The organism is Qipengyuania algicola, assembly GCF_042492175.1.
Lineage (GTDB): Bacteria > Pseudomonadota > Alphaproteobacteria > Sphingomonadales > Sphingomonadaceae > CAJXSN01.
In genome coordinates, this window is sequence record NZ_CP170453.1 from 1,657,661 (window position 1) to 1,680,799 (window position 23,139).

23 protein-coding genes are annotated in these 23,139 nt (G+C 62.6%); 6 read left to right on the plus strand and 17 right to left on the minus strand.

Going from position 1 to position 23,139, the window contains the following annotated elements:
* Positions 1-77: 77 nt before the first annotated feature.
* Genes ruvA through ruvB form a run of 3 tightly spaced genes read left to right on the plus strand, consistent with a single transcriptional unit; the run spans position 78 to position 2,308 of the window.
* Positions 78-680 carry a Holliday junction branch migration protein RuvA gene (gene ruvA / locus ACFCW2_RS07950; RefSeq protein WP_379545478.1) on the plus strand — a complete coding sequence of 201 codons (603 nt, stop codon included), beginning with the start codon at positions 78-80 and terminating at the stop codon, positions 678-680.
* Entirely contained in the window at positions 677-1,255 is a 579-nt protein-coding gene (locus ACFCW2_RS07955; RefSeq protein ID WP_379545480.1) for a DsrE family protein, read from the plus strand. Before ruvA ends, ACFCW2_RS07955 begins: the two co-directional genes overlap by 4 nt.
* Positions 1,256-2,308, plus strand: a complete 1,053-nt coding sequence (gene ruvB / locus ACFCW2_RS07960) for a Holliday junction branch migration DNA helicase RuvB (protein ID WP_379545482.1) — start codon at positions 1,256-1,258, stop codon at positions 2,306-2,308.
* A 643-nt stretch (positions 2,309-2,951) separates the two neighbouring features.
* On the opposite strand, the gene ACFCW2_RS07965 is transcribed toward ruvB, so the two are convergent.
* From ACFCW2_RS07965 to ACFCW2_RS07985, 5 genes are all read right to left on the minus strand, one after another.
* Entirely contained in the window at positions 2,952-4,121 is a 1,170-nt protein-coding gene (locus ACFCW2_RS07965; RefSeq protein ID WP_379545484.1) for a hypothetical protein, read from the minus strand.
* A gap of 21 nt (positions 4,122-4,142) precedes the next feature.
* Entirely contained in the window at positions 4,143-4,655 is a 513-nt protein-coding gene (locus ACFCW2_RS07970; protein WP_379545486.1) for a hypothetical protein, read from the minus strand.
* Positions 4,656-4,767: 112 nt separating this feature from the next.
* Positions 4,768-5,196: a rhodanese-like domain-containing protein gene (locus ACFCW2_RS07975; protein ID WP_379545488.1), complete on the minus strand. Its 429-nt coding sequence runs from the start codon at positions 5,194-5,196 to the stop codon at positions 4,768-4,770.
* The gene (gene acnA, locus ACFCW2_RS07980; RefSeq protein WP_379545490.1) at positions 5,196-7,871 is read right to left on the minus strand and encodes an aconitate hydratase AcnA; all 2,676 of its coding nucleotides are present in this window, start codon (positions 7,869-7,871) and stop codon (positions 5,196-5,198) included. The genes ACFCW2_RS07975 and acnA overlap by 1 nt, the downstream gene beginning before the upstream one ends.
* 551 nt (positions 7,872-8,422) lie before the next feature.
* Positions 8,423-9,298, minus strand: coding sequence for a DMT family transporter (locus ACFCW2_RS07985; protein ID WP_379545492.1), 876 nt, complete (start codon positions 9,296-9,298; stop codon positions 8,423-8,425).
* Positions 9,299-9,465: 167 nt separating this feature from the next.
* Here ACFCW2_RS07985 and ACFCW2_RS07990 point away from each other — a divergent pair, with 167 nt between their 5' ends.
* The gene (locus ACFCW2_RS07990; protein ID WP_379545494.1) at positions 9,466-10,857 is read left to right on the plus strand and encodes a L,D-transpeptidase family protein; all 1,392 of its coding nucleotides are present in this window, start codon (positions 9,466-9,468) and stop codon (positions 10,855-10,857) included.
* Positions 10,858-10,893: 36 nt separating this feature from the next.
* Here the strand turns inward: ACFCW2_RS07990 and ACFCW2_RS07995 are convergent, their stop codons facing one another.
* Positions 10,894-11,613, minus strand: coding sequence for a murein L,D-transpeptidase catalytic domain-containing protein (locus ACFCW2_RS07995; protein WP_379545496.1), 720 nt, complete (start codon positions 11,611-11,613; stop codon positions 10,894-10,896).
* 75 nt (positions 11,614-11,688) lie between these two features.
* On the opposite strand from ACFCW2_RS07995, the gene ACFCW2_RS08000 reads away from it, so the two are divergent.
* Complete coding sequence (locus ACFCW2_RS08000; protein ID WP_379545498.1) at positions 11,689-12,231, plus strand: hypothetical protein; 543 nt, start codon at positions 11,689-11,691, stop codon at positions 12,229-12,231.
* Positions 12,232-12,245: 14 nt separating this feature from the next.
* Here ACFCW2_RS08000 and ACFCW2_RS08005 read toward each other — a convergent pair whose 3' ends face one another.
* The 10 genes from ACFCW2_RS08005 to ACFCW2_RS08050 all read right to left on the minus strand — a co-directional run bounded on the left by ACFCW2_RS08005 (position 12,246) and on the right by ACFCW2_RS08050 (position 21,025).
* Complete coding sequence (locus tag ACFCW2_RS08005) at positions 12,246-13,691, minus strand: hypothetical protein (RefSeq protein WP_379545500.1); 1,446 nt, start codon at positions 13,689-13,691, stop codon at positions 12,246-12,248.
* A gap of 68 nt (positions 13,692-13,759) precedes the next feature.
* The gene (locus ACFCW2_RS08010; RefSeq protein WP_379545502.1) at positions 13,760-14,230 is read right to left on the minus strand and encodes a retropepsin-like aspartic protease family protein; all 471 of its coding nucleotides are present in this window, start codon (positions 14,228-14,230) and stop codon (positions 13,760-13,762) included.
* Positions 14,231-14,326: 96 nt separating this feature from the next.
* Positions 14,327-15,208, minus strand: coding sequence for a histone deacetylase family protein (locus ACFCW2_RS08015; protein ID WP_379545504.1), 882 nt, complete (start codon positions 15,206-15,208; stop codon positions 14,327-14,329).
* Between the two features lie 33 nt (positions 15,209-15,241).
* Positions 15,242-15,757 (minus strand): thioredoxin family protein, encoded by a 516-nt coding sequence (locus tag ACFCW2_RS08020; RefSeq protein WP_379545506.1) that lies wholly within the window; start codon positions 15,755-15,757, stop codon positions 15,242-15,244.
* Positions 15,754-16,896, minus strand: a complete 1,143-nt coding sequence (gene ispG / locus ACFCW2_RS08025) for a flavodoxin-dependent (E)-4-hydroxy-3-methylbut-2-enyl-diphosphate synthase (protein WP_379545507.1) — start codon at positions 16,894-16,896, stop codon at positions 15,754-15,756. Before ispG ends, ACFCW2_RS08020 begins: the two co-directional genes overlap by 4 nt.
* A 183-nt stretch (positions 16,897-17,079) precedes the next feature.
* Positions 17,080-17,727: an NrsF family protein gene (locus ACFCW2_RS08030; RefSeq protein WP_379545509.1), complete on the minus strand. Its 648-nt coding sequence runs from the start codon at positions 17,725-17,727 to the stop codon at positions 17,080-17,082.
* On the minus strand, positions 17,724-18,254 hold the full coding sequence (locus ACFCW2_RS08035) for a sigma-70 family RNA polymerase sigma factor (RefSeq protein ID WP_379545511.1): 531 nt from the start codon (positions 18,252-18,254) through the stop codon (positions 17,724-17,726). Before ACFCW2_RS08035 ends, ACFCW2_RS08030 begins: the two co-directional genes overlap by 4 nt.
* Before the next feature lie 79 nt (positions 18,255-18,333).
* Complete coding sequence (locus ACFCW2_RS08040; RefSeq protein WP_379545513.1) at positions 18,334-19,269, minus strand: SDR family NAD(P)-dependent oxidoreductase; 936 nt, start codon at positions 19,267-19,269, stop codon at positions 18,334-18,336.
* 12 nt (positions 19,270-19,281) lie between these two features.
* A complete protein-coding gene (locus ACFCW2_RS08045; RefSeq protein WP_379545515.1) occupies positions 19,282-19,812 on the minus strand; it encodes a GNAT family N-acetyltransferase in 531 nt (176 codons plus the stop codon).
* 49 nt (positions 19,813-19,861) lie between these two features.
* On the minus strand, positions 19,862-21,025 hold the full coding sequence (locus tag ACFCW2_RS08050) for a mechanosensitive ion channel (protein WP_379545517.1): 1,164 nt from the start codon (positions 21,023-21,025) through the stop codon (positions 19,862-19,864).
* A 193-nt stretch (positions 21,026-21,218) separates the two neighbouring features.
* On the opposite strand from ACFCW2_RS08050, the gene ACFCW2_RS08055 reads away from it, so the two are divergent.
* Positions 21,219-22,217 carry an isoaspartyl peptidase/L-asparaginase family protein gene (locus ACFCW2_RS08055; RefSeq protein WP_379545519.1) on the plus strand — a complete coding sequence of 333 codons (999 nt, stop codon included), beginning with the start codon at positions 21,219-21,221 and terminating at the stop codon, positions 22,215-22,217.
* 3 nt (positions 22,218-22,220) lie between these two features.
* Here ACFCW2_RS08055 and ACFCW2_RS08060 read toward each other — a convergent pair whose 3' ends face one another.
* Complete coding sequence (locus ACFCW2_RS08060) at positions 22,221-23,102, minus strand: fatty acid desaturase (RefSeq protein ID WP_379545521.1); 882 nt, start codon at positions 23,100-23,102, stop codon at positions 22,221-22,223.
* Between the last annotated feature and the right edge of the window lie 37 nt (positions 23,103-23,139).

Sequence of the window (23,139 nt, forward strand, 5' to 3'; positions counted from 1 at the left end):
CGCGCCTCATGCCCGCAATTGTGGGAGCCTGTCCATTCCCGCTGGACCAATCTTGTCTTGTGCCCCAAGAACAAAGCATGATTGCAAAGCTCAAGGGTCTGCTCGACGAAACCGGCACCGACTGGGCGGTGATCGACGTCGCGGGCGTGGGCTATCTGGTCCACTGCTCGGCCCGCACACTCAGCGCGCTGGGCGAGACGGGGGAGGCGTGCACCGTTTATACCGATCTGCAGGTGAGCGAGAACGATATGCGGCTGCTGGGTTTTGCGGAGGCCGCCGAGCGTGACTGGTTCCGCCTGCTGACCAGTGTGCAGGGCGTGGGCAGCAAGGTCGCGCTTGCGATCCTGAGCGCGCTGTCGACCGGAGAGGTTCAGGCCGCGTGCGCGGGCGGCGATGCGGCCATGGTGGCGCGGGCGCAGGGCGTCGGGCCGAAACTGGCAGGGCGGATCGTGAACGAGCTGAAGGACAAGGCAGGCGCTCTGCCCGTGAGCGCTGGTGGCGGCGGTGCGGTGATGACACCAACCGGCGGGGCGAGTGCGGATGCGGTCTCGGCGCTGGAGAACCTCGGCTTCAAACCGGCACTCGCTGCGCAGGCCGTGGCCGCAGCGCAGGCCGAACTGGGCGAGGGCGCGGGCGAAGGCGACCTGATCCGCGTGGCGCTGAAGAAGGCGACGGGATGATGCGGGGCGTGATGATGGAGAGCGGGATGTTGAAAGCAGTGATTGGCTTCGTGGTCCTAACGGCGGCAACCGGCGCGTTGGCGCAGGAGCCGGACATGGGCCGCTTCTCCATGGGGCCGGTGTTCGAGGACTATGGCCCGGCGGCTGAGGTTGAGGCGACCATGCCGATCCCCGAAGGCGCGACCTTCCGCGTGGCGATGGACGCAGCGAAGCAGGCGGATGAGGGCGTGAACCTCACCCTGTTCAGCGCATCGCGGCTGATCAACATGCACGCCAAGGCTCGACTGCCGGTAGACGCAACGCAAGTGGCCGTGGTGGTACACGGCAAGGCCACGCTCGATCTGCTGACCGCCGAAGCCTACGCCGCCCGCTTCGATGGCGCGGAGAACCCGAATGTTGGCCTGATCAGCGCACTGACAGACCACGGCGTGCGCATCATCCTATGCGGCCAAAGCGCCGCCGCGCAGGGCGTGGACGAGACCGCTGACTTGCTGCCGGGCGTGGAAGTCGCGCTGTCCGCGATGACCGCCCACGCGCTGCTGCAAGCCGATGGCTATACGTTGAATCCGTTCTAGATGACCGACCAACCCCTCCACACACCAGACCGCCAGCCGGAGGACCCGGATGCGGCACTGCGCCCGAAATCGCTTAAAGAGTTTGTCGGGCAGCAGGGCGCGCGGGAAAACCTGCGCGTGTTCATTCAGGCCGCGAAATCGCGGGGCGAGGCGATGGACCATACGCTGTTCTTCGGGCCTCCAGGGCTGGGCAAGACCACGCTGGCGCAGATCGTCGCCAAGGAACTCGGCGTCGGCTTTCGCGCCACTTCCGGCCCGGTGATTGCCAAGGCGGGCGATTTGGCGGCGCTGCTGACCAATCTGGAGCCGCACGATGTGCTGTTCATCGACGAGATTCATCGTCTCAACCCCGTGGTCGAAGAAGTGCTGTACCCTGCCATGGAGGACCGCGCGCTCGATCTGATCATCGGGGAGGGGCCTTCTGCACGCAGTGTGCGGATCGATCTGCCGCCCTTCACCCTGATCGGCGCGACCACGCGGCAGGGGCTGCTGACCACCCCCTTGCGCGACCGTTTCGGCATCCCGATCCGCCTGACCTTCTACACCGAGGAAGAGCTGGAGCGGGTGGTGACGCGCGGTGCGGGGCTGATGGATCTGGCTATAGAGCCCGCAGGCGCGCGCGAGATTGCGCGCCGCGCGCGAGGCACGCCGCGCGTGGCGGGCCGCCTGCTGCGCCGGGTGCGCGACTTCGCCGAAGTGGCGCAGTCGGGCAGCGTAACTGCCGATATTGCCGACAAGGCGCTGACCCGGCTGGAAGTCGATAGCCTGGGTCTGGACGCGATGGACCGCCGTTACCTGCTGATGATCGCGGACATCTATAAAGGCGGCCCGGTGGGCGTGGAGACGTTGGCGGCGGGCCTCGCCGAGCCGCGCGATACGATCGAGGATGTGGTCGAACCGTTCTTGATCCAGCTGGGTCTGGTTGCCCGGACTGCGCGCGGGCGGTGCCTGAATGACCGCGCGTGGGAGCATCTGGACCGCTCCCCGCCTGCAGCTCCCCCGGCCTCTACGCCTGAGTCGCCGCAAACAGGTTTGTTCGACACAAAAGATTAACAGCGGCGAAAGGTTCACTGCCTGAACGGTTCCAGAACGGGACAAGTTGCCGAATCGCGCCGATTTCCGGTCATTTATTTCGACTCCGGAGGCCATTTTCATAGTTAACCGCATTGCCGCTTATAGGTTTGACCTGTTCCAAGGGGACCACGGGGATACGCCCACAGCCGGACCCGCCGGCCCAAGGGAAAGCCCCAGTTGGAATAGAGAGTTTGCCCATGTCGGTAAAAATGGCCCTGGCGAAATTGTCCGCAACAGCTGCGGGCGGAGCTTTGCTCGCAGGCGGCGCGGTTCACGTTGCGGAACAGCCGATCACAGATAGCCCTGTGTACAAATCCGGTAAGACGGTGAAGGCACAGCCCATCAAATACGTGAAGGAACGCAAGGTCGTCGAACGCCGCGTTCCCAAGACGGTTCAGCGCAAGCGCCGGATCGTTAAGCGCGTTGTCGAATGCGAACCCTACGGCGCTGGCGCCGGAATGGGCGGCGCAACGATCGCTCACGGTCCTGGTGGTGCGGGTGCCCAGCATGGCGCACCGATCGCTCACGGCCCGGCTTATGGCCAAGGTGCTTATGGATACGGTGCGGGAGCAGGCGGCATCGCTGGCGGTTCGCGCATTATGTATGATGCCAATGGCTGCGCCTACGGCACGCAGGTTGCAGTCGTCCCGACGGCTGTGCCCGTTCCTCTTCCGCCCGCACCGCCCTTCGTAGGCGGCAGCGGCAGCGGTGGCGGTGTGACCGTAATCGGCGGCAGCGGCGGCTTTGGCGGCGGCTTCGGTGGAGGCTTCTTCGGCGGCTTCTTCGGTGGCGGCGGTTCGGGCGGCGGCGGCAGCGTCGTTGTCAGCTCCACCACGACCACGTCGGGCGGCGGTACATCGGGCGGGTCGACGTCGACCTCCGGCGGCTCGACCTCGACCTCGGGTGGCACATCGGGCAACACGTCCGGCGGCACCACGACCACAACGACCAGCGGTGGCAACACCTCGGGCGGCACCACGACCACGACCACAAGCGGTGGCGGCGACGGAACCTCGGGCGGCATCAACATCGATATCAATATCGGTGGCAGCACGACCAGCACGGGCGGTGTCAGCACCTCCACCGGTGGAATCAGCACATCGACCAGCACGGGCGGCGTGACGAGTTCTTCGGGCAACGTGTCCTCGTCGGGCAACGTTTCGTCCAGCTCGGGCAATGTCTCCTCGTCGGGCAATGTGTCGAGCTCTTCGGGCAACGTCTCGTCCAGCTCCGGCAACGTTTCCAGTTCTTCGGGCAATGTCTCTTCGAGCTCCGGCAACGTCTCCAGCTCTTCGGGCAACGTCTCGTCAAGCTCGGGCAACGTTTCCAGCTCTTCGGGCAATGTCAGCTCGAGCAGCTCCAGCTCGTCTTCGTCCAGCAGCTCCTCGTCGTCGAGCTCCAGCTCGTCGGGCGGCACTTCGGGCGGAACCAGCGGGAACACGTCGGGTGGCTCCAGCGGCAGCAGCTCTTCGTCGAGCAGCTCGTCCAGTTCCTCCTCCTCGAGCAGCTCGGGCGGTACGTCCGGCGGCACGAGCGGCAACACCTCCGGCGGTTCTTCGTCGAGCAGCAGCTCCGGTTCTTCTTCGTCGAGTTCCAGCTCGTCGGGTGGCACCAGCGGCGGCACGTCGGGTGGTTCGAGCGGTAGCAGCTCTTCCTCGAGCAGTTCGTCCGGTTCGTCTTCGTCCAGCTCGGGCGGTAGCGGCGGCTCCGGCAGCAGCGGTTCGTCCAGCAGCAGCTCCAGCTCTTCGTCTTCCTCCAGCTCGTCGAGCTCTGGCGGTACGTCGGGCAACACGACAAGCGGTGGTCCTGGACCTCACCCGCCATCCACCACGACCAGCGGCGGCATGAACCCAGGTGGCAGCAGCTCCTCGTCGAGCGGCTCCAGCTCCTCCTCGTCCTCGTCGAGCTCCAGCTCGGGCGGTACGACCGGCGGAACGACCACTGGCGGCGCAACCAGCAGCGGCTCGAGCAGCAGCTCTTCTTCGAGCAGCTCCAGTTCGTCGGGCTCCAGCTCTTCGGGCGGCACCACGGGCGGCGCGACCTCCAGCGGTTCGTCTTCGGGCAGCTCGAGCAGCTCCGGCTCCTCGTCTTCCAGCGGCGGAACGTCGGGTGTCCTGACCTCGAGCACGAGCTCCTCGTCCTCCAGCAGCTCGAGCAGCAGCTCCAGCTCCTCGTCGGGCAGCAGCTCCGGCTCGTCCAGCTCCTCGGGCAGCAGCTCTTCGTCGAGCGGCGGAACCTCGGGTGGCACCAGCGGAACGCCGGTCCCGGCACCGCCCATGACTATCCTCTTCGGCGCAGCCGCAGCAGCCATTCTCGGCCGCCGCAAGTGGGCCGTGAAAAAAGACAAAAAGGCAGCGTAACGCTCGCCTCTTTGTTCCAACGGGAAAGGGCGGCCCCCATCACGGGAGCCGCCCTTTTCTTTGTCTTGGACAAGGATGTTAGTCCGGTGTTTCGACAGGAAGATCGGCGGCCTGCCAGGCGAGAATACCGCCGTCCAGATGCCGTATGGAGAGGCCCGTTGCCTCTACATATTGCTGGGCGGCCTGTCCCGATCGCCGGCTGGACCTGCAATAGAGGATGATCTCTGCATCGTCAGGATCGGGCAGGGCCAGCGGATCGAAATCGGCCAGTGGCATGTGGATCGCGCCCGGGATCATGCCTTCGGCGACCTCCTCGTCCGTGCGGACATCGACAAGGACAATCGAGCCGGCCTCGACAAGCGGTGCCAGCTCGCTTGCACTGAGCGTTGTGACGCTGGCGGCCACCGGTTCCCCGATGACCGTCGATGTCGATCCCGCATCCGCGCTGACGCAGCCGGCCGCCAGCAATACGAAAGGTATCAGGCAGCCGGCTAAGTGTCGCTGCATCAGTTGGCAGCCAGCTTGCGGATCACATACTGGAGAATGCCGCCATTGCGGTAATAATCCAACTCGTTTTCGGTATCGATCCGGCACAGTGCGGTGAACGCGAAGGTGCTGCCATCTTCGCGGGTCACTTCGACTTCGACATCCTGACGCGGGCTGAGGCTGGTCAGTCCCTTGATCGAGAAGGTATCGTTGGCGCCCAGGCTGAGCGTTTCGCGAGTGTCGCCGTCTTTGAACTGTAGCGGCAGCACGCCCATGCCGATCAGGTTCGAACGGTGGATCCGCTCGAAGCTTTCCACGATCACCGCGCGCACGCCCAGCAGGATAGTGCCCTTGGCCGCCCAGTCGCGGCTGGAGCCGGTGCCGTATTCCTTGCCCGCAACGACCACCAGCGGTGTGCCGTCTTCCTTGTGCTTCATGGCGGCATCGTAAATCGCCATCTGCTCGCCGTTATAGGTGGTGTATCCACCCTCCACGCCGGGGACCATTTCGTTGCGGATACGGATATTGGCAAAGGTGCCACGCATCATCACGTCGTGATTGCCGCGGCGGCTGCCGTAGGAGTTGAAGTCCGCCTTCGCGACCTGGTGATCGCGCAGATATTCGCCGGCGGGGCTTTCTTCTTTGATCGCGCCAGCAGGCGAAATGTGGTCGGTCGTGGTCGAATCGCCGAGGATCGCCAGCGGCTTCGCATCCGTGATGTCGGTGATCGGGGCCGGGGTCATCTCCATGCCTTCGAAATATGGCGGGCTGGCGATGTAGGTGCTGCCCGGGTTCCACTGATACGTGTCCGATGCGGTGACCTTTACTGCCTGCCAATGCTCGTCACCGTCATAGACGTTGGCGTAGCGCTTCTCGAACATGGAACGGTCGATATTGGCGGCGCGGTGCTCGGCGATTTCTTGATTGCTCGGCCACACGTCGGCCAACATCACGTCATTGCCGTCCTGATCCTGACCGAGCGGGGTCGTCGTGATGTCCTGCGTAACGGTGCCGAGGACTGAATAGGCGACCACGAGCGGCGGGCTGGCGAGGAAATTGGCGCGCACGTCGGGCGATACGCGGCCTTCGAAATTGCGGTTCCCCGACAATACAGAGGCGGCGACGATATCGTTGCCGTTGATCGCCTTGCTGATCGGCGCGGCCAGTGGGCCGGAATTGCCGATACAGGTGGTGCAGCCGTAACCGACCAGATCGAAGCCCATCGCATCGAGATCGTCCTGCAGGCCGGACTTCACGAGGTAATCGGTGACCACCTGCGAACCCGGTGCGAGTGAGGTCTTTACCCACGGCTTTGGCAGCAGGCCCTTCTCGCGCGCTTTTTTCGCAACCAGACCAGCGGCGATCAGCACATCCGGGTTGGAGGTGTTGGTGCAGCTGGTGATGGCAGCAATCACGACATCGCCGTCGCCGATATCGTGATCGGTCGCGTCCACATCGACACGGTGCGGTTCGCTCTTGCCGTACAGTTTCTTGAGGTCCGAATTGAACAGCTCGTCCACTTCGGGCAGCGCGACCTTATCCTGCGGACGCTTGGGTCCGGCCAGACTGGGGACAACGCTGGTCATGTCGAGGCTGAGCGTTTCGGTGAATACCGGCTCGTTCTCCGGCTCGAACCACATGCCTTGTTCGCGGCAATAGGCCTCTACCAGCGCGATCTGATGCTCTTCGCGGCCTGTCAGGCGCAAATAATCCAGAGTCTTGTCGTCCACGCCGAAGAAGCCGCAGGTCGCGCCGTATTCCGGAGCCATATTCGCAATGGTTGCACGGTCGGCCAGGCTCAGCGTGGAAACGCCGGGGCCGTAAAATTCGACGAAGCTGCCGACCACGCCGACTTCGCGCAGCATCTGCACGCAGGTCAGCACCAGATCGGTGGCGGTCACGCCTTCGTTCATCTTGCCTTCCAGCTTGAAGCCGACGACCTTAGGGATCAGCATGGAAACAGGCTGGCCAAGCATGGCAGCTTCCGCTTCGATGCCGCCGACGCCCCAGCCGAGAACGCCCAGACCATTGATCATGGTGGTGTGGCTGTCGGTGCCGACGCAGGTGTCGGGGTAAGCGGTCAGAACGCCGTTCTGGTCCTCGGTCGACCAGACGGTGCGGCCGATATGTTCCAGATTCACCTGATGGCAGATACCGGTTCCGGGAGGCACGGCGGAGAAGTTCTCGAAGCTCTTGGAACCCCATTTGAGGAAGTCGTAGCGTTCCGCATTGCGGGCATATTCCAGCTCGACATTCTTCTCGAAGGCCTTGGGGTGGCCGAATTCGTCGACCATAACGGAGTGGTCGATCACGAGGTTCACTGGAACTTGCGGATTGATCTTGGCTGTGTCGCCGCCCAGATCGGCAATGGCATCGCGCATGGCAGCCAGATCGACCACGCAAGGCACGCCGGTGAAATCCTGCAGTAGAACGCGGGCGGGGCGGTACTGGATCTCGCTGCCGGTCGTCGGGTTCTTCGCCCAGTCGGCGATTGCCTGCACGTCGTCGGTAGAAACCGTGTGGCCGCCATCTTCGAAGCGGAGCATGTTTTCCAGCAGCACTTTCATGCTGAACGGCAGACGCGAAACATCGCCGATTGTCTCGGCCGCTTTGGCAAAGGAGTAATAGGCGTAATCCTTGCCCTCTACCGTGAGCGTGCTGCGGGTGCCGAGCGTGTCCTTGCCGACCTGGGTCATATGCGTCCTTTCGAAGATGGTTTTGATGCGGGCCGCCGGGGGGTATCGGCGTGCGCTGCGCTTGCTGCGTCAACTGCGGCAGAGCGCCCTGTTCGTCAAGGGTATCCGGGGCGTGGAAGCAGGGCTCAGGGCATTTTACAGGAGTTTACTAGGGCGAATGCCCGGGCCCGTGTATTCCCTTGGTCAACGAAGAAACGTTCGGACACGGGGTAGGCGGAATGAAAACTTCACAGGCAGCAGCCGGAGAGCGTTCGCTCGCCAGTTTGCAAGCAGGGGTTATGTCTGCGGTTGTTTTCGTCGTTGCGTGCTTTTCTGCCGCGATCGTGTTTTCGGCATATCCTGCCGATGCACGCTCGTCCGATGCACGCGATCAAGCGCATGAGGTGGGCGAAGCCCAACCTTAAGCCATCGCTTCGCGTCCTAGTGGCGCGGGGGCCCGAGGGTCGCCTTCCAGGTTGCTTTATTCGCATCGCAGTTCTGGAAGCCTCGGCGGCCGCTCTCCAAGGGGTTGGGGAGCGGCCGTTATCTTTTTGCGGATGCGCAGCTTAGTCCTAAGCCTTGGGCGATCGGCCCCGGCTCGCCAGAAAACTTCCCGCTACAATCAGTGCTGTGCCTGCTAACGAGGTCAGCGTAACTTCCTCTGCGAAGAACAACCAGCCGAAGAGCACAGCCCACAGGAAGCCGGAATATTCCATCGGCACCAGCGCTTGTGCCTCTTCGCGGGCATAGGCCCAAGCGAGAAGCATGGCCCCCATAACGGTCAGGACCGCCGCCGCACCGATTTCCACGAGTGCCTCGGTCGCGGGCCATTCCAGCATCCACGGCGCTGCTACCGCAAGGACCAGAGCGGAAACGCCGCCGTGAAAAGTGGCAACTTCGGCCGGGCCTGCGGCCTGCGATTGCAAGCGGATGATGATGAAATTGGTGGCATAGAGCACTGCGGAAACGAGAATTGCGGCGAGGCCCAGCATGGTATCCACGCTGCCGTCGGCCTCACCCAATCGTCCGGCGACAATCACGATGGTCCCGCCGAACCCCAGCAGGGAGGCGACAATTGCGCGGCGTTGCACCGTCTCTTTCAGGATGATGGCTGCCAGATACAGTGCGATAAGCGGCGCAATGAATGAAATGGCAATCGCTTCTGCTATTGGCAGCTTGGTGATCGCATAGAAGAATGTCAGCGCCATGATGGCCGAGACAAAACCGCGCATCAGGTGCAGCTTGAGCGCCTTCTTCGCTGGCCAGCGGCCACCGCCAATCAGCCAGATCGGCGCCGCAAGCCCGCAAGACATTGCCGCGCGCAGCAAGGTCGCGCTGTAAACCCCCGCCGCCAAAGCCGCGCCTTTCATGAAGGCATCCATCAGTGCCAGCAGCCCGACAGCGGCGAATGTGGCCGCGATCGGCATCAGAGCATGTTGGCGGGTCATTCGGGCTGGCTCTATCCAATCGGCGGTGCTCCGTCATCAGGCGCGTGCAATCCCGCGAAATGATGCGGAAAACGCACAAGTCGTGCGAAATTCAGCTTGCGCTAAGCGCGGGTTCTTGATGACACGGGGCAATCGCGGCAAATTGGCTGCAACAAGGTGGACGATTGATGACACGTAAGACGAAAACCGCACTCATTCTGGCAACCGGCGCAGCATTCTGCTTGCCCGCCACGCTCAGCGCGCAGGCCGCCCCGGCGAACCTTTTGCCGGAGGAAAAGCCCCAGACAGAGAAGGCGGCGGAACCCGAATATGATGCGCCGACCACCGGCACCGCTCTCACCGCGCCCGCTCCTGCCGAAACCATGGCGACTGTTCAGCAGATCGCGCCCGACACGCAGAATTGGACAGCCGATCAGGCGATGGCGTTGGCGGATTTGATCGACGGGATTGCCGAGGAAGGTCTGAACCCTGCCGATTACGACGCGGCTAGCCTGCGCGTAATGGCGGCCGGGGGCGATAGCGATGCGCTTAACAGCGAAGCCAGCAAGCGCTTTGCCTGGCTGGTTGAAGACATGCGCGATGGCCGTACCCCGATGGATGCCCGCAAGCAGTGGTTCGTCATGGACCCTGATGCGGATCGCTACCGGACCGGCGATCTGATGCAGCGGGCATTGGCCGATGGCGATATTGCCGGCGTCCTGGCCTCGGTCGCGCCGGAACATCCCGATTATGCGCGTTTGCGCGAGGAACTCGCGACGGTCGATCCGATGTCCAAGCGCGGCAAGATGATCCGCGCCAATATGGATCGCTGGCGCTGGCTCCCACGCGATCTGGGTAGCCAGTACCTCATCACCAATGTGCCGGAATATCAGCTACGCCTGACGGTCAACGACAACATTGTTCGCACCTATCGGACTATCGTCGGCAAGCCGGGCCGCACGGCCACGCCGCAACTCGCGGAAAGCGTCGAGGGGGTAATCCTCAACCCGACATGGACGGTGCCGCAGAGCATTGTGAAAGGCGAGGGGCTTGGTGCCCGCGTGCTGAACAATCCCGGCTGGGCGCGCAGCAAGGGCTATACCGCGAAGAAGGGTGCCAATGGCTGGGTGACGGTCGTCCAGCAGCCCGGCCCGACCAATTCGCTCGGCAAAATGAAGCTGGATATGCCGAACCGGCATGCGATTTTCTTCCACGACACGCCGAGCCGCGGCCTGTTCAACAGCAGCAAGCGGGCGCTGAGCCATGGCTGCATCCGCACCGAGCGGGCGTCCGAGCTGGCGCTGACTCTGGCAATTCTGCAGGCCGGTCTGACGGCGGAAGAAGGCGTAGCAAAGCTCTCCAGCGGAAAATACACGCGGGTGCCGTTCAAGAAAACAATGCCCGCCTACATCACCTATTTCACGATGGCGCAGGACATTAACGGCAAGCTGTCGAGCTTCCCCGATATTTACGGCCGCGATGCACCTGTGCTCGCGTCGCTGGACGCCCCGCGCGTGGCGAATCGCAGCCGCGTGACCAATGAACAGATTATCGTGATCGAGGACGACCCGCGGGCGTGAGTTTCGCGGCCGCAATTTGGCGGCCGGGGAAACGCTTTAGTACACGCCGGGGTTGAGAATTTGCTCGCCCTGCGGCGGGTCTGGCTGCAGGATTTTGAGGTCCGGCTTCGGTTCGGGGGCAGGGGGCGTGACCCGGCTGCCATCAGCCGCCAGCCCTAGGCTGTCAGCATAAAGCAGCCGACCGCCCGACAGGTTTAGCAAAGCAATACGAAACTGGTCTTCGCCCATCGCGAAACACCCGTTGGAGCGGCCTAGGCGGCCCCAGCGCTCCAGATGCGATTGTTCTGCATATTTCGCACGGTGCATCACGATATAGCGGCGCAGCGCGTTATCATTGGTCGGGTCGAGCCCGCCGAGACGAACCGAGGTGCCATAGCGGCCCTTGTACCATTCCCAAGTGACGTAGGCGCCCTTGCTGGTGGCGTTGGAGCCTTCGACATTGGAATAATTGTTGAGCCAGCCATCATGCTCCGGATCGGAACCGGTGCCATGGCTGACGTGATAGCTGTCGACCTTGCCGAGGCCCAGATTGACGAAATGGAAACGCGGTTCGCTGGAGCGCACACCGTAATCGGCGATGCCGACAATGTCGCGTTTCCAGATGGCGTCGCCGGCCTTGTCCAGTTCCCGCTTGGCAATGGCAAATAGCTCGCGGTCGCGCAGGCTGCCCGCCATGGGTTGGGCAAAGACACGTGCAGGCAGAGCGCCCAGCGCCCCTGCAACAATGCCACCCTTGATGATTTCGCGCCTGTTCATGTTTGTTTTCTACCATAACCAAGCTTAATCGCAGCTTGAAGCCGAAATCGGGCTGCCGGACAGGAGTTGCCAGCCATGCGTCTTATCCTAGCCTCGTTCTGTCTTGCCGGAGCCAGTGCCTGCACGCAGGCGGCGGAATTGTCGAGCACGCCCATAGCCGAGGCAGCGCCACCGTCGGCAACTGAGTCAGTACCTGCAATCGATCCCCCTGCGGCGGCAGAACCTGTGTCAGGAACGCCGGCGCCTACCCGCGTTTCCAGTGCCGTCGATGCCACCCGGCTCAAACAGAACAGCGGCATGACCTTGCAATGGATCGGCTGGGAAGAACGCGGCCCGGCGCTGGTGTTCGAGGACCCGGAAGGCAGCTATCGCCTGTCCGGCCAGCAGAGCGGAGCCGATGGTGGCCGCCTGGCAGTCTACGGCGCGATTACCGAGATCGGCCCCGGCTATTTCGTACTCGATGGAACGATCGAGATTACCGGCACGCCCGATGCAGACCGGCAATGCAAAGCGGACCGTCTCTGGCGCTTCGAAGTCACTCAGGGGCGAAAATATTACCGGATGCGCACCTTCGAATGGTGCGATTATCTGACCGATTACATCGACATCTATTTCTAAAGCGCGCCCGCCAATTAGCCGGCGCTTCGAGCGGCCTGCTCAACCGCCAGTTTCTGCAGATTGGGGACGGCTGCCACGGTCGCGTCGCGGATTTTCATGGCCGCTGCCTTGGTCGCGTCGTCTGCCTCGCCCATGGCGGCCATGATCCGGGTGCCGGGGTCAAGCCGCGCCTTGCCCAGAAATTCCAAGATCGGCTCCTGCTGCGACCACAGCATCCGGTTCATCGCATTGCCGAGCAACGCCATCGGATAATCATTCGGCTCTGCCGTGATGGTGCACGGATTGGTAACGGCGTTTTTCTGCTCGTCCGTTTCGTAATGCGCTTCGATGAAGCCGACGACCGTTGCGCTGAGCGACACTAGAGGCACTTGCAGCAATTGCGGGATAATCCGGCCTTCCTGCCAGATCGGCTGGGGCGTTTTGGGTGTGGCTGCCGAGGCGGTGCAGTCGATGAACATGGCGTCTTCGGGAACCGGTGCATTGCCCTTGGCCCCGTGCAGCATTCCCCGCTCGACCTTGGATACCCGCCCGATGCGGATGATGTTATCTATGGTGCGTAGTTTCTCGACCTCGCCTTCCGAAATCGTCGGGAAGACGAATTTGGTCGGCAGAATATCTTTGTCGAACCGCAGCATATGGCCGCGTTCTTCCAGCGCGAGGAAGATGTCCTCTCCGCTCGATGCGGTTTTCGCAGCCTCCATCTGCGACAATTGCCAGTCCACCGTGTGGGACAGATACTTGGCCCCCGGCTGGGTGGAGAGGCGATTGATCATCCATGTCTCACGCGGACGCACCCAGCTGATATTGGCGGGCGCGACGCCCATCGCCAACAGCCAGACGCCGACATCCATCGCTGTCTTGCCCGCGCCCATGATCACGTAGTGTGATGGTGGGTCGAAGCCTTCCTCCGTCCTGCCCACCCACAGCTCCGGCAGTTTGCCCGGCGTGGTGATGCGCACATCATCGGCGACTTCGAACTTGCGCTTGTGGGTGGCAGGGACGCTGGCCGTATAGTCCCGCCCGTCCACCAGCTTGCGCCGGACATGGACCTCGGTTTCCGACCCGTCCAGCATGGAGGTAAAGCGGTGCTGCGCTCCTTCGCCGCCCGCATAATCGGACATAGGGTGGTAGGAGATGCGCCCTGTCGGGAGGAATTTCTCGCGCATCGCGCGGTCAAAATAATCGCGCACCTGAGTGCCGGTGGCCAATTCGTATAGGCCGGCATTAGGCCCGCTAACATCAATCCTGTCATCGCCGAGGCTCATCGAATTGAGCCCGTAGGTTGCGCTAGGCTGGTGCAGCGTGACGTAGGGATAGCTGACATTCCAGTGCCCGCCGGGCTTGGCGTGACGGTCCACCACGGTCACATGCCGGTCACTGTGGTTCAGGATGCTTTCGATAAAGCCCATCGCGAGCGCGCCTGCGCCGATAACCAGATAGTCCGTTTCGATTGTCGCCATGTGTGCAGCCTTCCTAATTTGGCGGCTGGCCTATCACGGGCGGCAGACCCTAGGAAGAGCGCGTCACGCTATTGCGCGCCCAGAATCATCCGGTCGTCGGCAATCTCGACATTGTCGACAGCCGAAAGGAAGGATTGGCCCAGCAGCGACGTGTCGAGTCCTTCGGGGATGATGACCGCCTGCACATTGCGCTTCGTAATCCCGCCCACTTCCACATCGGGCAGCATGGCGGGCACACCGAACACGTCGCCGCTGGCCCCGCGCCCGATCAGCGCGATTTCGCTGTCATTCCAGCTGAGACCGGCAGCGGTGGCATCGGACGCGGTCAAGGCGATCACGCTGGCTCCGGTATCGACCATCATCCGCATGGAGGATCCAGCCACGGCAACATTGGCATAGAAATGGCCATCGCTCTCGCGGACGAGGGTGTGCTCGCCCTGATACCATTGGGCATTGGCTTGGCCGGTCGATTGGCTCGACACAGCTTCGCTGCCTTCGGTTGCCTCTTCACCGGTACCTTCACCAAGGTCCGGAGCCATAGCCAGCACCATGGTGCAAACGCCAAATACGAGCAGTAGGGAACGTCCAATCATCCGGGCAGCTTAGCGCCATTGGATTAAGCGGTTCTAAAGGCCTCAAAGGGCGGGGTGGCGCGTGTTTTCCTCTGCCATGGCGAGCATCGAGCGGGCGTGGCGCCCGGCGACCTCGCGCTGGTCGTCGCCATATCCTCCTCCCAAAGCGCTGGCGACGGGGATGTCGCGCTGGCGAGCCTGAGCCACGACATAGCGGTCGCGCGCAGTCAGCCCTTCGTCGCTGAGGGCCAAGCGGCCAAGCCGGTCATTCTGGTGCGGATCGACGCCGGCCTGATAGAGCACGAGGTCGGGTTGCACCCGTTCCAGCAGTCCGGGCAAATGCGCCGCCAGGGCATCCAGATAGGCGGCATCTTCAGTTCCGTCCGGCAGGGCGACATCCAGATCGGACCGCGCCTTGCGCACAGGGAAGTTCTTCTCTGCATGCATGGAGAAGGTGACGATATCCTCCCGCCCGGCCGTCAGGCTGGCGGTCCCGTCCCCCTGATGGACGTCGAGGTCGACCACCAGAATGCGCTGTGCATCGCCGCCCGCAATCAGGCGATTGGCCGCCACCGCCAGATCGTTGAACACGCAATACCCTGCGCCGGTATCATACAGCGCATGGTGACTTCCCGCTGCGCTGTTGGCGGCATAGCCATGCTCCATCGCCAGTCGCGCGGCCAGCCATGTCCCGCCATTGGTGTGGCGCACACGGCTGGCGATATGCGGTGTGACGGGGAAGCCGATCCGTCGCTCTTTCTCGCGCGGCACGGTCTGGGTGAGCACTTGCTCGACATAGGCCGGATCATGCACCGCTTCCAACCACTCCAGCGGGCACGGCTCCGGCGCATGCTCTGTGATAGCTGCGCCGCTTTCGCGTAGCTCCATCATCACCAGCTGATACTTATCAAATTTAAACGTCCCGCGCTCCGGCGGCGGGGCCATGTAGTCAACGTGGTGGACGACGTGGAGCAGGGCTTAGTCTCGTGCTATTTCGGTCGTAGCCAGCAATGCCAGCTCCTCGAAAATCGCGTCTTCGCTGCGGCTGGCGGCGTTGCGCCAGCTTGTCGCGGTTTCCGGGTTCAGCAGGGCGCCATCCGGGTGCACCACCAGCACATTGGGCGTTCCGGGTAGCTCCTCCAGCCCGAAACGGCGCGCAATGGCAAGGTTATGCCCGTCGCCCGTTTGCGGCATGCCGACATTGACGAAGACGAGTTCGTAACGCTGTGCCACCAATGCAGCGAAGCGGGGCTGCTCCAGCCATCCGGCGAGGGCGCGGCTATCGTGGCACCAGTTTGCACCCATCACCAGCAGCACGGGCTTGCGGCTGGTGCTTGCGCGGGCCAGCGCCGCATCGACATCGGCCATCGCATCGGCGCTGACAGCATAGGAACGCGCTTCGGGATGGTCGGCGGCCTTCTCCGCCATCGCGCTGGTGGTGGCGCAGGCGGACAGGCTCAGCGCCAGCAGCGCGGCGGAGACGCTTCTTATCACTCCACCGCTTCCGCCGCGTGGGGGTCGAACGCGGTTGCTTCGCCCGCTTCGATCGCTGCGGCTTTCTCCTCCACCAGCTTCACGATATGGCTGAGCATGTCTTCGCTCTCGATATGGTGGTCTTTCACCCCCGAGAGATAGACCATGTGCTTGCCATTGCCGCCGCCGGTCAGGCCGATATCGGTTTCGCGCGCTTCGCCGGGGCCGTTGACTACGCAGCCGAGGACAGACAGGCTCATCGGAGTTTTGATGTGCTCCAACCGGCTTTCCAGCGCCTCCACCGTCCGGATCACGTCGAAGCCCTGCCGAGAGCAGCTGGGGCACGACACCACGCGAACACCGCGCGTGCGAAGGCCCAGCGCCTTGAGCATTTCGAAGCCGACTTTGACTTCCTGCTCCGGCTCGGCGCTCAGCGAAACGCGGATCGTGTCGCCGATCCCGGCCCATAGCAGGCTGCCAATGCCGATCGAGGATTTGACCGTGCCGCCGATCAGGCCGCCTGCCTCGGTGATGCCCAGATGCAGCGGGCAATCGACCGTCTCGGCCAGCGCGTGATAGGCGGCGACAGCGAGAAACACATCGCTTGCCTTCACCGCGACCTTGAATTCGTGGAAGTCGTGGTCCTGCAGCAGCTTGATATGGTCGAGCGCGCTTTCAACCAGAGCTTCGGGGCAGGGCTCGCCGTATTTTTCCAGCAGATCGCGCTCCAGCGAACCGGCATTCACACCGATGCGGATCGCGCAGCCATTGGCTTTCGCTGCGCGGACGACCTCGGCCACGCGGTCCGACCCGCCAATATTGCCGGGATTGATCCGCAGGCAGGCCGCACCCTTGTCGGCCGCTTCCAATGCGCGTTTGTAATGGAAGTGGATGTCGGCGACGATCGGGATCTGCGCCGCCTTGACGATCTGGTCGAAGTTTTCCGTCGATTCCTCGGTCGGACAGGACACGCGGATAATGTCCGCGCCCACATCCTCGCACCGGCGGATCTGGTCGATGGTCGCGCCCACATCCTCGGTCGGCGTGTTGGTCATCGTCTGCACGGTGATCGGCGCATCGCCGCCGACCGGCACGTTGCCGACCATGATCTGGCGGCATTCACGGCGTTCTATGGTGCGCCAGGGGCGGATGGCATTCATCGGTTGCTCTCTCGTGAAGCACGTTTGGAACACTTGGAACACGGTCCAAGGGCAATAAAGTCGAGCTGCGAGAAACTGGTTGCGCAGCCCGTATGTGGCTGCGGGATATAACCCCTTTGCTGCGGATTTGCGACCATTACCATTGCGCTGCTGCTAGCATGCGCAATACTTGTCGGAAAACGCTTACCAGCGGATGATACGGGGCAGGGCAATCCGGCCCAGCGCGCCGCAAACCACCACCGGCAGGACATGCCAAATGCCCAAATGCGCCAGCCCGTCGATCGGGCAGGACAGGCCATAGGCAAAACTGCCCGCCGCGCCCGCCGCCACACCGGCGATGGTGCCGGACAGGGTGGTGGAAACGGGCGCGCCGCGCTTCAGCCACCAGGCCAGCGCCACGAAGGTCAGCGCGCTGGTCGCGCTGCCCGCGGCAAAGCAGGTGAAGGCGTGGGGATCGATCAGGCTAGCCACGCCGCTGCCTTGGCCAAGCATCATGGCAATCGCTGCGATGGGCATCACACCCAGCATCGCCAGCGCCCAGCGCGGACCATCCTGCCGATTGCCGACATGGGGGCTGGCAAGCGCGATGCTCGCGCCGATGGCGGCCAGCGCCACCAGCAGCAGGAGGCCGTTGATGATGACGAAGAAAGGAGATGCCGTGCCGGTCAGCACGCCGTCCCATAATCCGGCGACCATCCATACGGCTCCGATGGTGACGGCTCCGGCCAGCGCCAGCACGGCGTAACCTTCGCGGGCCCGCATCGGGCGGACCGGTTCCAGTTCATCGGACAGCTCTGCGATCAGCGCAGCGTTGCGGGTATTCATGGTCATTCTGCCTTTTCGATCATAGCGGACAGCTTCTTCAGCCCGCGATGGATATTCACTTTCACCAGGCTCTCGCTCTGGCCGGTCCGTTCGCTGGCTTCGACGATGCTCAGCCCTTCGATTTTGACCATCTCGATAACTTCGGCCTGCTTTTGCGGCAGGTGGACGAACAGACGATCAAGGCTCATCCGCGCCATCACCGCTTCTTCTTCGCTTTCCTCGGCCGCGTCGTGGTCGCCCAGCTCGTCTTCCGCCGTGCGGTAGACTTTGCGCAGGTGATCGACCCAGCGGTACCGGGCAATCGCGGCGAGCCACGGCATGAAGGCGCGGTCCGGGTCCCAGCTGGAGCGCTTGCGGTGCACCGACATCAGCACATCCTGAACCAGATCGTCCAACTGCTGTGGCGGCACGCGCTTGCGGAAATAGCGCTGCAACCAATTTGAGCATTCATCCAGCAGCACGGCATAGGCGCGCTTGTCGCCGCCCTGCGCTTTGCGCATTAGATGAGCCAGCGTTGTCTCGTCTGCAATCATCGAACCGGCTCCCCGCCATCTCGTGTGTCGGGGAGTGTTTCGGACGGCAAGGGGCGCAGGTTACACACCGGGCGGATTTTTATCCGGCAAGTCTTTCTGAGAGGATCCAGAGCTGCTTTGCTTTGGCCGGATCGACGGCATAGCTGCGCACGCCGCCATTGGCGCTTTCATCGTCCAGCTCGGCCACTTGGCAATCTTCCAGATAGACGCCGCCTTGGCCTTCCAGCTCCGGCGCGGTGGCGGCATAGCAGGTTGTCGCTGCCCCTTGCGGGATGGTCTTCCATTGAAAGCTGCTGTCGCTTTCCTGCACCCGCTGCATCAGCGCAGCCGCGTCTTCCTCGCTCAGATGCCGCCCCAGATTGGTCTGGATGCCGCCGGGATGGACGGCATAGGCATGAATACCCTTGTCAGACAGACGCTTTTCCAGCCCGACCGCGTGCAGGATATTGGCGGTTTTCGCCTGTCCGTAACTCGCCCATTTCTCGTAATCGCGGTTGTCGAAATTAGGATCGTCCAGATCGACCGGCCCCATATGGTGCCCTCGGCTGGACAGGTTGACGATGCGCGGATTGGTGCCCTTTTCGACGAGTGGCAGCAATTCGTTGGTCAAGGTGAAGTGGCCCAGATGGTTGGTGCCGAACTGCATTTCATGGCCATCGGCGGTTTCCGCATAGGGGCAGGCCATGACGCCCGCATTGTTGATCAGCAGGTCGATCTTGTCGAACCGCTCGCGCGCTTCCTTCCCTGCCTCGCGCAGTTGCGCCTGATTGCCCAGATCGCAGACAAAGGCCTCGACCTGTTCATTGCCCGTCGCCTCCTTGATTTCGGCCACGGCGGCGTCCGCCTTTGCCTCATCGCGCCCGGCGACAATCACATGCGCGCCGCGTGCGGCCATCGCGCGGGCGGTTTCTTGGCCAAGGCCGGAATATCCGCCGGTAATGAGGGCGGTCTTGCCGGTCAGGTCCATGCCCGCCAGCACCTCGTCAGCCGTGCTCTCAAATCCGAAATCGCTCATGGTGGGTCTCTCCTATTGTGGCTGGCCGAGCCGCAGCTCGAACAGGAATTCGTGATCGGTCTGCGCGCCGACCTGAAAGGTGATGTCGGCGATTTTCGCGAAACCATAGCGGGCATAGAATCGCTGCGCGCCGTAATTCTCGCTCCACACCGATAGCTGGATGGCATCGTGGCCGCGTTCCCACGCGTGGGCAATGCTCCAATCCATCAGGGCTGCGCCGATCCCGCGTCCCGTTGCATCGGGCTGCGTGTAGAGCTGGCCCAAAGCGATTGGGCTGCGGGCATCGCTATGTTCGGCGTAGGGGCTGGGATCGCGTAACTTCACGAAGCCGAGCAAGCGTCCGCTCGCCTCATCCACTGCAAGCCGGTGGGTGTAAGTATCGTCAGCGATTTCTCGCCCGACAGCCGCTTGCGAATACACTTGCGTCAGGAATGCGTTGAGGTCCGCCTCGCAGTACAGATGCGCGAACGCTGCGCAAAAGCTGTCACGGCCCAGCGTGGCCAGAGGTTTGGTATCGTCCAAAGAAGCGGGGCGCAGGATCATGTGACCCTGCGCCCCTATCTTGTTCACCGGTAAGGGTGAAGCGGGAGACTTACTTTTTCGAGTTTGCGTCCCACTCTTCCAGCTTCTTGCCGGCCCACTCGCGGCCACCAAGGCCGAACGCGAGAGCGCCTGCGACAGCTGCACCGATCACCAGAGCGCTGAACGCGGTTTCGGTGATGATTTCGCCGACGCCGGTGTAGCTCAGGCCCATGAAGGTGAAGATCAGGATGGTCGCATAGCGCACAATCGTGCCCGGCGTACCGCCGATCAGCTTGGCCAGCATGTTGGCGATCAGGAAGCCTGCGCCGATGACCACGGCCCCGAAGACCACACGGCCTGCCAGTTCCAGAACTTCGTTCAGGATCGTCGTCAGCTCGGGGAAACCGAGCATGCGGGTCGCCGCAATGGCGAAGAACAGGATGATGCCGATCTGCACGACGCGGGCGATGATGCCCGATGCGCTGGTGCCTTCACCGACCAGACCCGTTGCCGCAAGCGAACGGTCCACGCCGAAGCCGGTCAGCAGTTCGGTGAGGATGTTCACAACGAACTTGCTGATCAGGTAGCCCAGACCAAGCAGGATAGCCGCTGCGATGATCCGCGGAATGGCCGCGAGGATCAGATCGAGCATTTCCGTTGCCGGACCAGAGATCGCTGCAATGTTCAGCACGCCCAGAGCGCCGATGGCCACCGGAATTGCGATGAAGATGTAAGCGATGGTTCCCAGCGTCTTGCTGATTGCGGTGCTGCCCGTCACTTCTTCGACATTGCCCGACGTCGCCGTATTGGCGAAGCGGTCAACATTCAGCGTCTGTGCCGTCGTGGTGACGAGGTCACGCACGATGCCTGCGATCATGAAGCCGACATAGCCCAGAATACCTGCGCCCAGCAGGTTCGGGATGAAGCCCATGATGTTGTTCAGCAGTTCATTGATCGGACCAGCCACTGCATTCAGGTCAAGCACCTGAAGGATTGCTAGCAGGCCGAACAGCCAGATCAGCAGCGAGACGATTTTGCCCAGTGCCATGCCGACACTCTGTCCGCTACCGGTGCCGCGCTGCAGCAGAGGCACTGCGTCCACCACCTTGGCGAACGCCCATTTTGCGGCTTTCGCCAAAATCCATGTGACGATCAGAATGCCGATGGCCATCGCCGCCTTTTCAAGCAGCGCGATCGCTACCTCTGAATCGAATTGGTAATTCCCTATTTGCATTAAGCTTCCCCAGTTTTTGTTTTGAATGGATAATCCATCCGCCCGTTAGCACGCGTGGGCGTGCCGCGACACCGCGTTAGGTTAATAAATCTTTATCGTGGCTGAAGCAGCGTTATTTTTATGATAGCGGGTCGTTATGGCACGTTTTTCACCCCTCACCCGTCTTCTCGCTGCCCCTCGTGTTGGGTTCCTAATGATCGGTGCTGTGATGGCGCTGGCCGCTCCCGCTACCGCTCAGGATATGGCCGTTGGGGATGAACCGGGCTGGTCGTTCGCCATTCATGGCGGGGCGGGGGTGATCGAGCGCGAGAACCTGACTGACGAGCAGGAAGCCGCTTATCGCGCTGCACTGGACGCCGCGCTGAGTGCTGGCACCGCTATTCTGGCAGAAGGCGGCACCGCGATGGAGGCGATCAAGGCTGCCATCGTTCTCATGGAGGACGACCCTTTGTTCAACGCCGGGCGCGGGGCGGTGTTTACGTGGGACGGTAGAATCGAACATGATGCCTCGATCATGGACGGTACCGACCGCAGCGCAGGGGCGGTGACGGGCACGCGGACGATCCGCAATCCGATCCTGCTGGCCGACACGGTGCGCACCGAAAGTCGCCACGTCTTCCTGTCCGGCGATGGTGCGGAAGAATTTGCCGGGGAGCACGCGATTGAAACCGTCCTGCCCGATTGGTTTGCGACCGAACGGCGTCTGGAATCGCTCAACCGCCTGAAGGCGCAGAAGCTCTCCGCCCTGGATGTAGATGTGAAATATGGGACTGTCGGAGCGGTGGCGCGCGATATGCAGGGCAATCTGGCGGCGGGCACCTCCACCGGCGGGATGACGGGCAAGCGCTGGGGCCGCATTGGCGATGCACCAATTATCGGGGCAGGAACCTATGCCGATAACGACAGCTGTGCCGTCAGCGCGACCGGGCATGGCGAGTATTTCATCCGCGTCGGCGTGGCGCGCGAGATCTGTTCGCGCATCGCACTGGTCGGGGAAGATCCGCAAACCGCATCCGACACGGTTCTGGCAGAAGTGCTGGAAATGGGTGGTGACGGCGGTGTGATTGTCGTTACTCCGGCTGGCGACGAAGTGTTCAGCTTCAACACGGCCGGCATGTATCGCGGGCGCGCCGACAGCGAGGGCCTGCGGGAAATCGCGATCTTCGGCGATCACGCGGGTGACGCCGAATAGCGCCTAGAGCCCCAGCTTGACCCCGCGCTTTTCAAGAATTGGGCGCATCTCCCAATAGGCATCTTTCGTTTTCAGCAGCGGGATATAGGGGTGCAGGTGGTGCACCACATGATACCCCATCCACATCGAAAGCGGATCGCCCAGCTTTGATTTCCAGCTTTTGGTGTTGCGATACCGTCCCGTCGTCAGGCCGGGGCTGTGCGGCGCCCAACTGAGGAAGAAGATGATGTAGGTCATCGCGATCTGGTAGGGCAGCCACCACAGCAGGAAGGCCTCCAGCGCCAGCCCGTTCCACGCCATCGCGAACAGGAAGATGAAGAACGCCAGTTTGTAGAGTGCGGTCAGCCCGATCAGATCGGCGCGCCCGGCCCGCTCCAGACTGGCGCGATAATCCTGCGCCCGCTTGGCATCGGGCTGACGTTGGCGGATCGATTCCAGCAGGGCTTTCCATGGTGTCTCCGCCTGCGTGGTAATGTCGCTGTCCAGTTCGGCGTCATTGGTGTGGCGGTGATGGTCCAGATGGGTGACGCGCAACGTGCCGAAGGGTAGCAGGATCATCCAGCTGGTCGCATGGCCCAGCAATTCGTTGAGCCAGCGCAGCTTCGTGCCCGGACGACCGATAATGTCGTGCTGCGCCTCGTGGGTTGGCAGATACACGGTCATCAGGCTTAGGCTGGAGAGAATAAAGCCGAGCCACAGCGGGATCGTATCGGTCAGCACCAATGGCCAGAGCGAGAGCCAGAAGACCAGATTGGCAAAGGCCCAAACGACCACACCCCACGGAACATCGCCCGCATATTTGCGCGCGATCTGGTTCTCCAGCTTGCGCATTTCCGTATCGCTCATTTGCGAGACGTCATGCTTCAAGGTTGCAGTGCTTGCCATTCTTGGTCGGACCCTCCGCTCCGCGTTCTAGCACCGG

Bases quoted from the DNA above. Each gene is read 5' to 3' on its own strand.
- ACFCW2_RS08005 (WP_379545500.1), bottom strand. From the start codon at position 13,691: ATGGCGACAATCGAAACGGACTATCTGGTTATCGGCGCAGGCGCGCTC.
- ACFCW2_RS08055 (WP_379545519.1), top strand. From the start codon at position 21,219: ATGATCGGTGCTGTGATGGCGCTGGCCGCTCCCGCTACCGCTCAGGAT.
- ACFCW2_RS08000 (WP_379545498.1), top strand. From the start codon at position 11,689: ATGCGTCTTATCCTAGCCTCGTTCTGTCTTGCCGGAGCCAGTGCCTGC.
- ACFCW2_RS07975 (WP_379545488.1), bottom strand. From the start codon at position 5,196: ATGCAGCGACACTTAGCCGGCTGCCTGATACCTTTCGTATTGCTGGCG.
- ACFCW2_RS08050 (WP_379545517.1), bottom strand. From the start codon at position 21,025: ATGCAAATAGGGAATTACCAATTCGATTCAGAGGTAGCGATCGCGCTG.
- ACFCW2_RS08010 (WP_379545502.1), bottom strand. From the start codon at position 14,230: ATGGCTCCGGACCTTGGTGAAGGTACCGGTGAAGAGGCAACCGAAGGC.
- ACFCW2_RS08030 (WP_379545509.1), bottom strand. From the start codon at position 17,727: ATGACCATGAATACCCGCAACGCTGCGCTGATCGCAGAGCTGTCCGAT.
- ispG (WP_379545507.1), bottom strand. From the start codon at position 16,896: ATGAATGCCATCCGCCCCTGGCGCACCATAGAACGCCGTGAATGCCGC.
- ACFCW2_RS08015 (WP_379545504.1), bottom strand. From the start codon at position 15,208: ATGGCCCCGCCGCCGGAGCGCGGGACGTTTAAATTTGATAAGTATCAG.
- ACFCW2_RS07985 (WP_379545492.1), bottom strand. From the start codon at position 9,298: ATGACCCGCCAACATGCTCTGATGCCGATCGCGGCCACATTCGCCGCT.
- ACFCW2_RS08040 (WP_379545513.1), bottom strand. From the start codon at position 19,269: ATGAGCGATTTCGGATTTGAGAGCACGGCTGACGAGGTGCTGGCGGGC.
- ACFCW2_RS08045 (WP_379545515.1), bottom strand. From the start codon at position 19,812: ATGATCCTGCGCCCCGCTTCTTTGGACGATACCAAACCTCTGGCCACG.
- ACFCW2_RS08035 (WP_379545511.1), bottom strand. From the start codon at position 18,254: ATGATTGCAGACGAGACAACGCTGGCTCATCTAATGCGCAAAGCGCAG.
- ACFCW2_RS07995 (WP_379545496.1), bottom strand. From the start codon at position 11,613: ATGAACAGGCGCGAAATCATCAAGGGTGGCATTGTTGCAGGGGCGCTG.
- acnA (WP_379545490.1), bottom strand. From the start codon at position 7,871: ATGACCCAGGTCGGCAAGGACACGCTCGGCACCCGCAGCACGCTCACG.
- ACFCW2_RS07955 (WP_379545480.1), top strand. From the start codon at position 677: ATGATGCGGGGCGTGATGATGGAGAGCGGGATGTTGAAAGCAGTGATT.
- ruvB (WP_379545482.1), top strand. From the start codon at position 1,256: ATGACCGACCAACCCCTCCACACACCAGACCGCCAGCCGGAGGACCCG.
- ruvA (WP_379545478.1), top strand. From the start codon at position 78: ATGATTGCAAAGCTCAAGGGTCTGCTCGACGAAACCGGCACCGACTGG.
- ACFCW2_RS08060 (WP_379545521.1), bottom strand. From the start codon at position 23,102: ATGGCAAGCACTGCAACCTTGAAGCATGACGTCTCGCAAATGAGCGAT.
- ACFCW2_RS07990 (WP_379545494.1), top strand. From the start codon at position 9,466: ATGACACGTAAGACGAAAACCGCACTCATTCTGGCAACCGGCGCAGCA.